The organism is Nocardiopsis sp. CNS-639 (assembly GCF_000381685.1).
GTDB classification, from domain to species: Bacteria; Actinomycetota; Actinomycetes; order Streptosporangiales; family Streptosporangiaceae; genus Nocardiopsis; species Nocardiopsis dassonvillei.
Genome location: NZ_KB906855.1, coordinates 134,627 through 148,265, shown reverse-complemented (window position 1 = coordinate 148,265; position 13,639 = coordinate 134,627). Strand labels below are relative to the sequence as shown.

General features: G+C 72.4%; 15 protein-coding genes. 9 read left to right on the top strand and 6 right to left on the bottom strand.

Annotated elements, in window-relative coordinates:
- Positions 1–21 precede the first annotated feature (21 nt).
- Complete coding sequence (locus tag G011_RS0103180) at positions 22–834, bottom strand: thioesterase family protein (protein WP_019607190.1); 813 nt, start codon at positions 832–834, stop codon at positions 22–24.
- 137 nt (positions 835–971) lie between these two features.
- Here G011_RS0103180 and G011_RS0103175 point away from each other — a divergent pair, with 137 nt between their 5' ends.
- Positions 972–1,733 carry a MerR family transcriptional regulator gene (locus G011_RS0103175; RefSeq protein ID WP_019607189.1) on the top strand — a complete coding sequence of 254 codons (762 nt, stop codon included), beginning with the start codon at positions 972–974 and terminating at the stop codon, positions 1,731–1,733.
- A 102-nt stretch (positions 1,734–1,835) separates the two neighbouring features.
- On the opposite strand, the gene G011_RS0103170 is transcribed toward G011_RS0103175, so the two are convergent.
- Positions 1,836–2,372, bottom strand: coding sequence for a hypothetical protein (locus tag G011_RS0103170; protein WP_026337967.1), 537 nt, complete (start codon positions 2,370–2,372; stop codon positions 1,836–1,838).
- Between the two features lie 459 nt (positions 2,373–2,831).
- On the opposite strand from G011_RS0103170, the gene G011_RS0103165 reads away from it, so the two are divergent.
- From G011_RS0103165 to G011_RS0103150, 4 genes are all read left to right on the top strand, one after another.
- Complete coding sequence (locus G011_RS0103165) at positions 2,832–3,362, top strand: NUDIX hydrolase (protein ID WP_019607187.1); 531 nt, start codon at positions 2,832–2,834, stop codon at positions 3,360–3,362.
- A 297-nt stretch (positions 3,363–3,659) separates the two neighbouring features.
- Complete coding sequence (locus tag G011_RS0103160; RefSeq protein ID WP_019607186.1) at positions 3,660–5,348, top strand: ABC-F family ATP-binding cassette domain-containing protein; 1,689 nt, start codon at positions 3,660–3,662, stop codon at positions 5,346–5,348.
- A gap of 221 nt (positions 5,349–5,569) precedes the next feature.
- On the top strand, positions 5,570–6,868 hold the full coding sequence (locus G011_RS31990; protein ID WP_231391365.1) for a DUF2716 domain-containing protein: 1,299 nt from the start codon (positions 5,570–5,572) through the stop codon (positions 6,866–6,868).
- A gap of 96 nt (positions 6,869–6,964) precedes the next feature.
- Positions 6,965–7,519 carry a hypothetical protein gene (locus G011_RS0103150; protein ID WP_019607184.1) on the top strand — a complete coding sequence of 185 codons (555 nt, stop codon included), beginning with the start codon at positions 6,965–6,967 and terminating at the stop codon, positions 7,517–7,519.
- A 170-nt stretch (positions 7,520–7,689) separates the two neighbouring features.
- On the opposite strand, the gene G011_RS0103145 is transcribed toward G011_RS0103150, so the two are convergent.
- Positions 7,690–8,100 carry a DUF2000 domain-containing protein gene (locus tag G011_RS0103145; protein WP_013153187.1) on the bottom strand — a complete coding sequence of 137 codons (411 nt, stop codon included), beginning with the start codon at positions 8,098–8,100 and terminating at the stop codon, positions 7,690–7,692.
- Between the two features lie 107 nt (positions 8,101–8,207).
- Between G011_RS0103145 and G011_RS0103140 the strand changes: the two genes are divergently transcribed.
- Together G011_RS0103140 and G011_RS0103135 are read left to right on the top strand one after the other, a co-directional pair.
- Positions 8,208–8,672, top strand: coding sequence for an Lrp/AsnC family transcriptional regulator (locus G011_RS0103140; protein WP_036552214.1), 465 nt, complete (start codon positions 8,208–8,210; stop codon positions 8,670–8,672).
- A 76-nt stretch (positions 8,673–8,748) separates the two neighbouring features.
- Entirely contained in the window at positions 8,749–8,928 is a 180-nt protein-coding gene (locus G011_RS0103135) for a hypothetical protein (RefSeq protein WP_019607182.1), read from the top strand.
- Between the two features lie 104 nt (positions 8,929–9,032).
- Here the strand turns inward: G011_RS0103135 and G011_RS0103130 are convergent, their stop codons facing one another.
- Positions 9,033–9,689 carry a hypothetical protein gene (locus G011_RS0103130; RefSeq protein WP_019607181.1) on the bottom strand — a complete coding sequence of 219 codons (657 nt, stop codon included), beginning with the start codon at positions 9,687–9,689 and terminating at the stop codon, positions 9,033–9,035.
- Between the two features lie 228 nt (positions 9,690–9,917).
- Here G011_RS0103130 and G011_RS0103125 point away from each other — a divergent pair, with 228 nt between their 5' ends.
- The gene (locus tag G011_RS0103125; protein ID WP_019607180.1) at positions 9,918–10,925 is read left to right on the top strand and encodes a MerR family transcriptional regulator; all 1,008 of its coding nucleotides are present in this window, start codon (positions 9,918–9,920) and stop codon (positions 10,923–10,925) included.
- Between the two features lie 158 nt (positions 10,926–11,083).
- On the opposite strand, the gene G011_RS0103120 is transcribed toward G011_RS0103125, so the two are convergent.
- On the bottom strand, positions 11,084–11,917 hold the full coding sequence (locus tag G011_RS0103120) for a class I SAM-dependent methyltransferase (protein WP_196808481.1): 834 nt from the start codon (positions 11,915–11,917) through the stop codon (positions 11,084–11,086).
- Between the two features lie 76 nt (positions 11,918–11,993).
- On the opposite strand from G011_RS0103120, the gene G011_RS0103115 reads away from it, so the two are divergent.
- Complete coding sequence (locus tag G011_RS0103115; RefSeq protein WP_026337965.1) at positions 11,994–12,593, top strand: TetR/AcrR family transcriptional regulator; 600 nt, start codon at positions 11,994–11,996, stop codon at positions 12,591–12,593.
- Positions 12,594–12,623: 30 nt separating this feature from the next.
- Here the strand turns inward: G011_RS0103115 and G011_RS0103110 are convergent, their stop codons facing one another.
- Positions 12,624–13,493, bottom strand: a complete 870-nt coding sequence (locus G011_RS0103110) for an NAD(P)H-binding protein (RefSeq protein WP_019607177.1) — start codon at positions 13,491–13,493, stop codon at positions 12,624–12,626.
- Positions 13,494–13,639: the final 146 nt, after the last annotated feature.

Below are 13,639 nucleotides of genomic sequence, written 5' to 3'. Positions count from 1 at the left end.
GCGCACCGAGGGGAGTTCCGATCAGAGGAGCATGGCCAGCTGGCGGCACTGGGCGACCAGCGTGCCCGTGGCGTCCCAGATCTCCATGTCCTCCTCGTGCAGGCCGCCGGAGACGTGCTTGGTGAACACCCGGCAGGCCAGCCACCCCGGGGCGGGCCTGGCGCGCACGTGCACGCTCAGCTCGACGGTGATCGTCGCGAACTCGCCGATCTCCAGGACCGCGGGCGGAGCGAAGTCCACCATCGAGGCCAGCGCGTGGGTGTCGGGTTCGCGCCCGTCGGCGAAGCGCATCCAGAACTCGGCGTGCGGGCGGCCGTCCTTCCTGCCGTCCAACCAGCCCGGCCGCCCGGGGTAGCGGTAGTCGACGCTGTGCGCGATGCCCAGACCCTCGGGGTTGTCGAACTCGGGCGGAACGGGGCAGTCCTTGGGGGCGGGCAGGCGCGGGGGCTCGTTCAGGGTCAGCACGCGGGCCGAGGGGGCGGGGGACAGGTCGCCGTAGGTGGCGGTGGCGCGCAGGATCTCCTTGCCGCCCTGCTCCAGGCGGACCTGGCCGGTGGCGGTGCGGCGCCCCTCGCGCACCACCTCGGTGCGCGCGGTGGCCGCGCCGGGGGCGGCGGGGCGAAGGAAGAACGCCGAGACGGCCAGGGGGTCGGGCTGGCTCAGGTTCTGGCGCAGCGCGTTGAGGGCGGCGCCCAGGACGTATCCCCCGTTGGGGTGGGAGGTGAAGGTGGTCCAGGCGTCGGTGAGGGTGGCGGCGAACTCGCCGTCGGCCAGTTTCTCGACGCGGGTGTCCCGGTCGAACCGGAAGTCCTCGGTGGTGCGGTCAGGGCTCATACCCCCAGATGTTACCGGCGAGTAAGGCCCGGTGGTGGACGCGGGGCGGCCCGTCCGGGGAAAGTGGTTGACCCTGACGCGGCGTCAGGCCCTAGCTTCGGGCACACGTCACCACCAGCGAGGAAGCGGCAGGACAGATGGGACACACCGTCGGCGAGGCCGCCCGGATGAGCGGGCAGACCGTCCGGACCCTGCACCACTACGACCGGATCGGACTGCTCGTTCCCGCCGAACGCACCCGGGCGGGTTACCGCAGCTACAGCGACCAGGACCTGGAACGGCTCCGGCAGATCCTGACCTACCGGGAACTGGGCTTCGGCCTGGACCGGATCGCCGCCCTCCTCGACGACCCCGCCACCGACACCCGTGCCCACCTGGCCCGTCAGCACCGGCTGGTGACCGAACGCATCGAACGCCTGCGCACGATGGCGCGCGGCATCGAACGCCTGATGGAGGCCGACACCATGCAACTCGACCTGACCCCCGCCGAACGCCTCGAACTCTTCGGCGACTTCGACGTGGACGCCCACTCCGAGGAGGCCCGCCGACGCTGGGGCGGCACCGAGGCCTACGCCCGGTCCCAGCGCAGGGTCGGCTCCTACACCAAGGCCGACTGGGAACGGCTCAACACCGAGGGCGAGGAGATCTACCTGGCCCTGGCCGCGGCCATGAACGACGGGCAGGCGCCCGACAGCCCCGCCGTGATGGACCTGGCCGAGCGGCACCGCGCCCACATCACCCGCTGGTTCTACGACTGCACCGCCTGCGTCCACCGGGGACTGGGGCGGCTGTACGTGGACGACGAGCGCTTCACCGCCACCGTCGACGCCCACGCCGAGGGGCTGAGCGTGTACCTGCGCGAGGCCTTCGCCGCCAACGCCGCACGTCAGGAGGCGTGAAACGGCGGAGGCCGGTGACCGGGCACCCGGTCACCGGCCTCCGCCGGACGAGCATGCGAGAGCGGGGTTCGCACGCTCCACTGTCTGTCTAGGAACGGTCCGTTACCAGAGCTGGTCCACGATGATCTCGGCGTCGTCGACCTGGTGCTGGTACCGGTCGGGGTAGGCCGAGCGCTGCACGTCCTGGGCGACCTCGCCCAGGGGGGTGTCGTCCCAGCTGCCCTCGGGGTAGACGCGCTCGAGCTCGTCGAAGAAGGCGTTGGTGGCCCAGGTGGGGTCGAGACGGTCCTCCTGCGAGCCGTAGTGGTCGCGCTGCTGGAACAGGCCGACGCTGTCGCGGTCGCCCCAGTCGAGGTTGTCCAGGTGGGTCTCGACGATGGAGGTGGCCACCGCCATGGCGGCGGCGTCCTCGCCCAGGTCGCGGTCCTTGGCCGCGTCGACCATCGCGCGGGCGTTCTCGACGTGCTCCTCGGTCATGTGACCGGCCATGTCATCGTTCAGCTTGCCGTTGAGGGTGTCGGCGACCTCCTTGGCGGAAGCCGTGTCCGCGGCTGCGGCGCCCGGTCCGGCCAGAAGCAGCCCGCCGGTGATGAGCAGGCTGGAGGTCGCGGTAAACGTCAACTTGGGTATCGATCGCATAAAGTTCACTCGTGCAACGTATGCGCTGGTCAGGGCTTTGAAAAGTGTTTGAAACCACTTGGGGCTGGTGGGAAAGACAACACCAAGCCCGAGCAACCCCCCGGTCAGGCGGCATGGGGCCGCTTCCGGGCCTCTTCGGCGTCCCGCGACGGGCCGGACCAGCGCGAACGTGACCGTGCCAACAGTGGGGCCCGAGCACACCCGGACCACACCGGCCGCCGAGAGCAGGAGGCCCGCCCAGCCGCGCAGCGACGCTCGCGGCGGCCGGGGCGGCCGGGTAACGGGCGGTAAAAAGCGTGCCGGAACCCGGCCGGACCGCGCGGACCGGCTCCCGCACGCGCGCACGCGGGCCGTACGGGTCGATGAGGTCGCTTCGCGGCTCGGCGCCGACGGCTTCGCTCGCACGCGGGGGCATGCCAGTCTGGTGGTCCCGCTCCCCGCCAACGGAAAGGGCCGCCCGTGCGCTGGACCGTCCACTCCGAGAAGCCCCTGTACACCGACCCGTGGATCGACGTGCGGGCCGCGGACGTCGAACTGCCCGACGGGCACCGGTTCGACCACCGGCTCATCCGCCGACCACCCGGGGCCGGTGCCGTGGTGCTCGACGGACGGGGCCGGGCGCTGCTGCTGTGGCGGCACCGGTTCATCACCGACACCTGGGGCTACGAGATCCCCATGGGCGGCGTGCACCCTGGGGAGAGCCCCGAGCGGGCGGCCGCGCGCGAGGTGCTGGAGGAGACCGGGTGGCGGCCGGGACCGCTGCGCCCCCTGGTCTACGTCCAGCCCTCCAGCGGGCTGACCGACAGCGAGCACCACGTCTTCGTCGCCGACACGGCGGAGAGGGTCGGCGAACCCCAGGACGCCTGGGAGGCCGAGCGCGTGGAGTGGGTGGCGCTGGACCGGGTCCCCGAGCTGATCAGGCGACGCCAGCTGGTGAGCGGCACATCCATGAACGCGCTGCTGTACCTGTACGCCACCGGCCGGGGCTGAGGGGGAGCGCCGCGGCCGACTGCCGGGCGCTGAAGCCCTCGGGCAGCACCACGTCGGGGGCACGGGGCGGACGGCTCCCGGTAAACCCTTTTCCGTTCGCGCGGACCGGTTGCTACCGTGAACTCGTGCATCTACCTCTGTACCTCTGATCCGAGCCTGAGCGCCCGCCCCACCTCCGCGTGGCCGCGGGTGCCCGACGTGTACACCGACCCGCTTCCCGGGTCCTTCCCGTCAGCTCGAAGAGCTCCCGCACACCCCGCCGCCACCGCGCCGGGCGGAGCTCTGTTCGGAGGAACAGTGACCACCCTCAACCCCAAACTCGTGCTGCCCGCCGGTGAGCGGGCGCAACTGGCCGCGAACGGCGTCCACATCGACCGCGGCGGCCGCACGGTCCTCTCCGGTGTCGACATGACCGTCACACCGCGATCCCGCTGGGGAGTCGTGGGCGAGAACGGCCGCGGCAAGTCCACGCTGCTGCACGTCCTCGCCGGTGCGCTCGAACCCGACTCCGGGACCGTACAGCGCATCGGCACCCTCGGCGTCGCCGAACAGGAGATGCCGGCGACCGGCGGCCGCACCGTCGGAGACCTGATCGACATCGAACTCGCCGACGCCCGCGCGGCCCTGGCCGCGCTCGACGCCAGCGCCGAGGGACTGGCCGAGGGCGATCCCCGGGCCGCCGAGGAGTACACCGCGGCCCTGAACGCCGCCGAGGTGCTGGACGCCTGGGACGCCGACCGGCGCGTCGACCTCGCCCTGGAGAACCTGGGCGCCGTCACCGACCGGTCCCGACCGCTGGCGGAGCTGTCGGTGGGCCAGCGCTACCGCGTCCGGCTGGCCTGCCTGCTGGGCGCCTCGCACGACTTCCTTCTGCTGGACGAGCCCACGAACCACCTCGACGCCGCCGGGCTCGACTTCCTGACCGCCCAACTGCGCGGGCACGGCAACGGCGTGGTGCTCGTCAGCCACGACCGCGCCCTGCTCTCGGACGTGGCCACGACGATGCTCGACCTCGACCCGAGCCGCGACGGCAGGCCCCGCGTGTACGGCGGCGGGTTCGCCGGGTACCAGGAGGGACGGCGCGCCGAGCGCGAACGCTGGGCCGCCGAGTACGAGCTGCAGCGGGCCGAGCACGCCCGCCTCACCCAGGACCTGTCCGAGGCGCAGAACCGGCTGGTCAGCGGCTGGCGGCCGGACAAGGGCACCGGCAAGCACCAGCGGGCGACCCGCGCGCCCGGACTCGTGCGCTCCGTCCACCGCCGGCGCGACGACCTGGAGGCGCACGCGGTCACCATGCCGCCGCCCCCGCTGCGGTTCCGGATGCCGGAACTGGCGGCGCTGCCCGGTGTGACCCTGGTCAGGGCCAACGAGGTCACCGTCGCGGGGCGGCTGGACCAGCCGGTCACCCTGGCCCTCGACTCCGGTTCGCGGCTGGTGGTCACCGGGGCCAACGGGGCGGGCAAGTCGACGCTGCTGTCGGTGCTCGCCGGGCGGATCGAGCCGACCGGCGGCGGTGTGCGCACCGCGCGCACCGCACGGGTGCGACTGCTGACCCAGGAGTCACCGCGGGCGGGGGCACGCCGTGCCCGGGAGGTGTTCGCCGCCCACCTGGGACGGCTCGTCAGCGAGGGCGTGCTCAGGGAGAGCGAGACGGTGTCGTTGAGTTCTCTGGGGCTGCTCTCGTCGGCGGACGTCAACAAGCCGTTGCGTGAGTTGTCCATGGGGCAGCAGCGCAGGCTCGACCTGGCCCTGGCGCTGGCGTCCCGGCCGCACGTGCTGCTGCTGGACGAGCCGACGAACCACCTCTCGATCGCCCTGGTCGACGAGCTCACCGAGGGCCTCGGCGCCACCGGGGCGGCGGTGGTGCTCGCCACCCACGACCGGCAGCTCCAGCGCGACGTCGCCTCGTGGGACCGGCTCACGCTGGCCCCGCGGGCGTCCGCGTCCGATCTGGTCGGCCAGTCGGCCGCGCACGGCGGCGGCTGATCCGGTCGGTTGACGTGGCGTGTGGGCCCGGCGGCGTTCCGCCGGGCCCTTCACATCGCGTGGCGCACGGACCCACGGGGATCGTCACGGCTCCGTTACCCGACCCGTCGCCTTCCCGTGCGGGTGCGGTGACAGTGGCGACATATCCGGTGGACTCCACTCGACCCGGGCAGAATAATAGGTCGGCCCCTGGTCGGACGGCACGGCAAACAGGAGAGTGCGTGACTGTGGACCCCGGCGAGCTACTGGCCGCCTACGACACCCACGTACGCGGACACGTCCCCGAATACCCACCGCTCGGGGTGGTCGTGGAACGCGAGGGACCACTGGTGAGCGCGCATCACGGTACACACGCGGTGATCGACCACACCGACACCAGGGGCGCCGACCTGGCCGATCTTGTCCGAGTCCAGCAGAAGAAGGCTGACAGGAGGACGGAACCGGTCGAGTGGCGCGTGCACTCCCACGACAGCCCCGGCCTGGCCGAAGCCCTGCTCGCAGCCGGTTTCACTCCCGGGTGGGAGCGCTCGGTCCTGGTCGCTCCGCTGGAGGCCATCCCCGACGTGGACCCGCCTCCGGGACACCTTCTCCTCGCTGGAACCCACCACTACGACGAGCAGGCGCTGCGTCTGGCCGAGGCGGGCGAACCACACAAGCGCGCGCTCTTCGAGCAGATGAGGGACGGGATACGGTCCGATGGGGTCTCGCTGAAGCTGGTGGAGGAAGGACGCGTCCACGCGGTGGCCTGGTTCCAGGTCCTCACCGGCACCCTGTTCGCCACGGTGGAGGGTATGACCGCTCCGTGTCCGGCTCTGCTCAGCGACATGGTGAAGTGGACCCGACCGACACTGCCGCGCACATGGGGATGGGTCAACGCCGGAATCCGCTTCGTCGCCGCCGAAGCGGATGGTGAGCTGCGGCGGATGTACCTTCGCTCGGGCTTCCATGAGGTGACGACCGTCCGCTCCTACCACTGGTCTCCGGCGGGGGTCCCGGCCGTGGAGCGCCCGGTGCGGCAGCTCCTGTTCGACCCCGACCACGACGACCTGTGGGACCGCTTCTACGAGCGGTTCTCCTTCAGGCCCAGCACCGAAGTGCATCCCGGGATCCGCGAACCCGTGGACTCGGCCACCTGGTTCCTGGACGGGCCCAACGACCCTGAACTGGAACGGATCGTCGTTCCCGAGGTGCTCGCCCTCGCACGCCCCGACGAGCTTCTGTACTGGCTGAACTGGAACCACACGGGCTACCGGTTCGACCCGCCTCGTGTCGGCGGCCCCGGTCAGCCCGAGGTCCCCGGCCAGGTCTTCCCCGATGGGGACTACTACATCTACACCACGCACGACCTGCGAATGGGCACGTTCGGGCACCCTTGGGAGAACACCCTGTGCGTGTTCGGCCGGGATCTGCTGGCCCGCGTCGAGAACGGTCTCACCGCGCTCCTGGGGGAGCCGACTCGCAGGGACGGCCGCAACACGGGACGCGTGTGGACCTTCGGCCCCGAGCGCGGTTCCCTTTAGCGGTGCCGTCCGGTCCGGCGGGCGGGGGCGCGGGCGCCGGGCGGGGCAGGCAAAACCCGTGGCACGCGGCGGTCCGGCCGGGTTAGCGTGCGGGGTATGTCCACCCGCGACGGCTGGCGCACCCCGGAACTGGCCGAGACGATGCGCCTCATCCGCGCGGAGACCGACCACGCCTGGGCCGAGGCGTGCGCCGAGTGGGACGCCGAGCCGGGCAGCGACGCAGAACGCGACCTGGCCGAACTCGTGCTCTCCGACCCCGGACAGTTCCCCTGGCGGGTGGTGGACGCGGCCATGGACCGCCTGGTCTGCCCCGAGTGCGGGCGGGCGCTGGGCTCGGGCGAACCGGGCTGCGGGCCCTGCGACCTGGCCGACGGGCACCGTTACCTGGGTCGGGAACCCGACCGTCCGAACGTTCCCCCGGGCAACGAACACGCGATCCGGGTCGGCTCGGTGGTCGTGCGCCAGTGGTACCGCTACCCGGCCAGGGCGGTGTGCGGCTGGGAGCTGGCCCTGCCCGAGATCCACCGGGGCTTCCTGCAGACCGGGGCGCGGGCGCGGGCGGCCAAGGCCCGGATCAACCGACTCACCGAACAGCAGCTGCGCACGGTGTCCTCCTACCGGGAACTGGAGGAGCTCACCGGGGGCGCGTGAGCGGACCCCGGGCCCACGTCCGTCCGGCCCCGCCGGTTCCCCGGCCGCGTGGCCGCGGCAGGCACATTCGCCCGCCGGTGGTCCCGCCCGACGCCGCCCTCCTCCCGGGGGGTGGAGGCGCGGGTCCCCTGCCCGCGCTTCCTCCCGCCGTCACGCGAGGGCCACCGGCCTCAGCGCATCAGCGCCAGCTTCCCGGTGAGCTTGTTGACGGCGTTGCGCGCCCCGAAGACGGCCACCCCCACGTACTCCACGTCCTGGGGCTCGGTGACCGCGAGGGCGTCCAGGTACTCCACGTAGTCGCGGGAGCGGCGGGCCACCTCGTTGAAGCCCACCACCGTCAGGTCGCGCTCGTCGGCCCCGGCCTTGAGCGCGCGCAACTGCTCCGCCGAGGCCACCAGGGTCGGCACCGGGTGCGGGTTGAGCCCGGCGTGCAGGCCGCCGCCCGCGTCCTTGCCGTCGGCGGCCAGCGAGTTCTCCATCCGTCCGCCCAGCGCCAGGCCGAGCACCACCCCCGCGTTGGCGGCGAGCGCGGGCTCCAGGCCCTCGCGCAGGACGACGACGATCTTGGTGGACATCCCCATGGTTACCCCGTTCATATGGCTTGTGAACGGTGCAGAACCTAGCCATACGGTCGCACCCATGGTGACTGGGCCGAACACTATTCGATCGAGGGGCTACCGTGGTGGCCATGGACGAACTTGATTCGGCGATCGTGCGCGAACTCCAGCAGGACGCGCGGCAGACCAACCGCGCGCTCGCGCACAAGCTCGGCGTGGCACCCTCCACCTGCCTGGAGCGCGTGCGCCTGCTGCACCGGCGCGGGGTCATCCGGGGATACCACGCCGACATCGACCCGGCCGCGCTCAACCGGGAGGTGGAGGCCTTCGTGTCGGTGCAGCTGCGCCCGCCCAGCCGCCAGGTCATCGAGGGTTTCAAGGGCGCGATGTTCGCCCTGCCCGAGGTGTTGGCGGTCTACGTCGTGGCGGGGGAGCAGGACTTCCTGGTGCACGTGTCGGTGCCCTCCCTGGACGCGCTGCACAGCTTCCTCATCGACCGGCTCACCCAGCGCCGCGAGGTGGCCAGCTTCCGCAGCCAGATCATCTACGACAGCGCCCGCAAGCACGTCGCCGCGCCCCTGGAGCCGCCGCAGTGAGCCGGAGCCCCCTCACCGGGAACCGTGGAAAGCGCCCCCGCGTCCAAGAACCGACACACGGCCACAAAGGGGACGCATGAACAAGGACAAGGACAAGAACAACCACCTCGCACTGGGGCTGGCGCTCGGCGTCTGCTTCGGCACCTCCTTCGGCCTGCTCATGGACAACCTCGCACTCGGTGTGGCGCTGGGCCTGTGCATGGGCGTCGCCTTCGGCGTGGCCACCGGCAAGAAGACCACCGACAAGGGCGAATAGCCGTCGCCGGAGGCCGTGCACCCGACCCTCGGACGGCGGCCGGGGCCACCGCGGACCACAACGGTGAAACCCCCACCCGAACCCGCTGACCCACCGGGCCGCCCTCACCCCTGGGCCGCGGTGTCCAGCAGCCAGTTGTAGCGCAGACGCAGCGCGCGCTCCGTGCTGGCCGCCGCAGCGCCGAGCGTGAGCGCGGTGTTGAGCCACACGGGCAGGTGAACGGGCGAGGTGAACGTCCCGAAGCGCTCGGCCACGGGAGGCACCTGGAAGACCACCTCGGTGAGCTGGGGGACGAGCAACAGCGCGGGGACGACGAGCAGGAGCAGCGAGAGGACACCGATCCAGCGGCTCAGTACGGGGTGCTCGCGGTCCAACCGCGCGCGGAGCCCCTCGCCGGAGCGGGGGTCCGGGACGAGCTGGTGCTCGGCCCCCTCGTCGGTGACGTAGTGGCAGCGCCTGAGACCGAAGGCCGTCGCCGCCACCTCGATCACCCCGCCCCGCACGGGGAAGGCGGCGGGGAGCCCCGACTCGGCGTGGTGCCTGCCGTCGAGGTACAGGTGGGCCCTGCCCTTGCCGTCCTCCGAGAAGAACCGCTGCGTGTGGTCGACGTGGACGGCGTAGACCGTCCGCCGACCCTCGGCGTCGCCCAGCACGAGGTAGAACAGGGCACGGGAGGTCAGCTGCCACCACCGGAAGGGCTTCAGCGGACGGCCGTTCCCGGGACTGGCCCGTCGCACGGCCCGACGCCGTTCCTCGAACATCCGGGGCTCCCTGCCGTCTCGTGGACTGCCGTTCCGTGTTTCGAACCTAGGACGGAGCGGGCCCGTGACGGAGTGTCACGGGTCATGTGTTCCCTGTGCGGTCCGCACGGACCGGGCATGACAGATGTCATGCGGCGGGGGAACGACCGTGCCGGTTCCGCGTCCGGCACGAACCCGCGCGTCCACCGGCTTGCATCTCAAGCCGCTTGAGGTACCACAGTGGCTCCCATGCACGACCACGAGCTGTACCCCATCGGAGACGCCGCGCGCCGCAGCGGCCTGAGCGTCAGCGCCGTCCGCTTCTACGCCGACGCCGGAGTCGTCGAGCCCACGCGCCTGACCGACGCGGGCCACCGCCTCTACGACATCGACACCATCGCCCGCCTGGAACTCGTCCGCACCCTGCGCGAGCTGGACACCGACCTGGAGGAGATCCGCCGACTGCTCGCGGGCGGCACGACCCTGCACGACCTGCTCACCACCCACCTGGAGGTGGTCGAGCGCCAGGAGCGCACCATGCGGGCCAGGAGAGCGGTGCTGCGGACCCTGATCAAGCAGGGCGCCACGACCGCGCGGGCCGACCTGATGCACAAGCTCGTCTCGATGACCGACGAGGAGCGCGAGCAGGTCATCGACGACTTCTGGAACGACGTCGGCGAGGGCCTCGACGTCCCCGAGGGCTTCGTCGACCGGCTGCGCGAGATGCGCCCGGTCCTGCCCGCGGACCCCACGGCCGCCCAACTGGAGGCGTGGATCGAACTGGCCGACCTGGTGCGGGACCCGGAGTTCCGCGAGGCGGTCCGCACCTACCTGCGCGACACCTACTCCACGGACGTGGGCAGGAGCATCGCCAGCCCGCGGTTCCAGGACTTCATGTACGGGAGCGGGACCGAGCTCATGAAGGAGGTCCTGGCCGCGCACCGCGACGGCGAGTCCCCCCGCTCCCCCCGGGCCCAGGAGGCCATCACGCGCTTCATGGAGGAGGCCGCGGGGGTGTCCGACACCTCGCTCACCCCCACGATCCGTAACCGGATGGCCGAGGCGTTCCGGCAGATCCCCGATATCGAGCGCCAGATCGCCGAGGAGGACGCCGCCTCAGAGGACCCCGTCTACGACGACACCCACGGCCGGTACCTGACCCTGGTGGCGGCGGTCAACGGGACCCCGCCCGAGGAGGACACGCTGCCCTACTCCTGGATCGCCGACGCCATGCGCACCCCGGCCGCCGACTCCTGAGCACCGCACCGCCCCGGGCACGGTGCCCGGGGCGGTGTCCGCACGCGTCAAGGAAGGCCGCGATCGCCGCGCCCCGGCCCAGGAGGGCGTGGCCGACACCGGGCAGGACGCTCACGGCGGCGTGGGGACCGGCGCCCGCGGGGTCGGGCGCCGCGCCGTCAGGGCGTGGTCACCGCCCTGGACGCGGCCACCGCCACCGTCGCGTACCGCATGGTGAACGCGCCTCCCATGCCGTCGACGGCGGCGCCGACACCTTCCAGCACCTGCTCCTGGAGGTCCGGCGGAACCCAGGTGAGGATGCCGAAGGTGGGCATCTGGTCCAGCCACGCGTCCCGGGTGTAGGACCACTCCCAGTCCCACCGCCACCACTCGGGCTCACCGAACCCGCCCGCCTCCCGGATACCGTCGGCCACCCCGGAGAGCAGTTCGGTGTAGTCCTTCCGGCCCTGCGCCGTCATCCCCCGCGGGTCGAACGGCGAGTCGGACACCACCCGCTGGTAGACGTCGGCGAAGGCCTGCGCCACCTCGGGCGGAAGCTCGAACACGTTCCAGAACGCCGCCAGCACACCTCCGGGGCGCAGCACCCGGGCAGCCTTGGCCGCTCCCGCGACCGGATCCGTCCAGTGCCAGGCCTGGGCGGCGACGACCGCGTCGAACTCCCGGCCGTCCGGGTCCCAGTCCTCCCAAGCGGCCACCTCCACCCCGACCCCGAGTCGACGCGCCAGCTCGGCCATCCGCTCGTCGGGGTCCACGCCCAGCACACGGCAGCCCGCCGCCTGGAACTGCCGGGAGGCGATGCCGGTACCGCAGCCGACGTCGACGACGTCGGGCCCGGGCGCGGCGTCGGTGACGCGCTCCACCAGGGCGTCGGGATAGCGGGGCCGGGCGCGGTCGTAGCGTTCGGCGTCCGCACCGAAGGACTCCGCCACCCGTCGGTGCCGGTGGGGCTTGCGCGTGGAGGGCCGGGGCCCTTCCGGCGGTATAGTGGGCATGTGCCCATTAATAGTGGGCACGTGCCCACTCGTCAACCGGGCGGGCTCGGGCGAGTCGGACGGAGGACACACGGTTATGCCCACAGGGACGGCCATGCGCGACGCGCGCGAGCGGCTGTTCGATGCCGCGGAACGCGTCCTGCTCAGGGACGGGCCGAGCGCGCTGACCAGCCGGGCGGTCACCGACGAGGCCGACTGCGCCAAGGGCGTCCTGCACCGGCACTTCGCCGACTTCGACGCCTTCCTCACCGAACTCGTGGCCGACCGCATCGCCCGGGTCGAGACCTGCTCCGCCTCCCTGTGCGACCGCGCGGGGACCGGCACCGTCGCCGACAACCTCGCTGGCGTGCTAATGGACCTGTTCGGGCCGGTCGCCGTGACGATCGTCGGCCTGGTGACCTCCCGGGACGGCCTGCGCGCCCGGCTGCGCCGGACCACGCCGACCGGCGTTCCGCTCCTGACCGAGGCCGCCGCTGGAATCGCCGCCTACCTCGCCCGCGAACGCGAACGGGGCCGCCTCGCGGACGAGGCCGACATCGACACACTCGCACCCACGCTGATCGGAGCCGGACACCTGCTCTTCGCCGACCGCGGGGGGACACCACCCGGCCCCGAAGCCGTCCACAGGGTCGTGACCGCGGTCATCGCCGATGTCGTGCGCGAACCTCCACCGTGACCGGGAGGGGAGGGCGCGGCCCCGGGACGGTCACAGCAGGGGCCGCAGCTCGTCCTGGCACCAGGCCGCCAGGGTGGTCGGCGTCGTGGTCGCCGCGGTACGGGGCTGCTCGGGTGTGAAGTCCTCACGCAGCCCGGTGGACATGCCCATGACCGCCTCGACGGAGCCCGGCCCCAGGCCCGCGCCCGCGAGCACCTCGCGCATGCGCTCGTCGGGAACGCGTTGGGCGCGCACGCGGTACCCCGTCACCTCGGTGACCACCGCCGCGGCCCGTTCCCAGCTCAGGTCGGCGGGACCGTGCACGGCCCGCACGGTCCGGCCCGCCAGATCGGGGTTGAGCAGCAGGCCCACGGCCGTGTCGGCGATGTCGCGCGGCGCCACCCAGGGCATCGGACGGTCCACGGGCAGCACCACCGAGACGGTGCCGGAGCGGATGGCGTCCAGCTCCATCAGCAGGTTGGTGAAGAAGAAGCCGCACCGCAGGTGCGCCACGGTCGCGCCGGTGCCCTCCAGCAGCTGCTCGGTGCGGGCCAGCCCGTCGATCTCCCCGGCCCCGCCGCGCTTCTCCGCGCCGACGCTGCTCTGGAAGACGACGCGGGAGATGCCGTTGGCGGTGACGGCGCGGGCGGCGTGCGCGCCCATCCGGGCGTGCTCGGCGACCGGGTCCTCGGCCGGGACCGGCGGGCTCACCCAGTACAGCGCGTCCACGCCCGCGGTCGCGTCCAGGACCGCGTCCGCATCGCGCTGGTCCACGGCCACCGAGTCGACCCAGTCGACCAGCGCCGGGTCCAACCGGGCCGGGTCGCGCAGCAGCACCCGCGGGCGCACACCCGCGCGGACCAGGCCGGCCACCACGTGGCGGCCGACGTTGCCGGTGGGCGTGGTCACGGCGATACGCATCACGGACTCCTCGTGCTCGGCGGAAGGTGCCCCCACGCTAGGAAGGAAAGCGGTCGGATTCCGGCCACAACCCACGCTTTCCGTTCCCTCGGCGGCGCGAATGTCCGGTACCTTCCGAGGGCGGCGCCCGCTCACGGTGGTCCGCC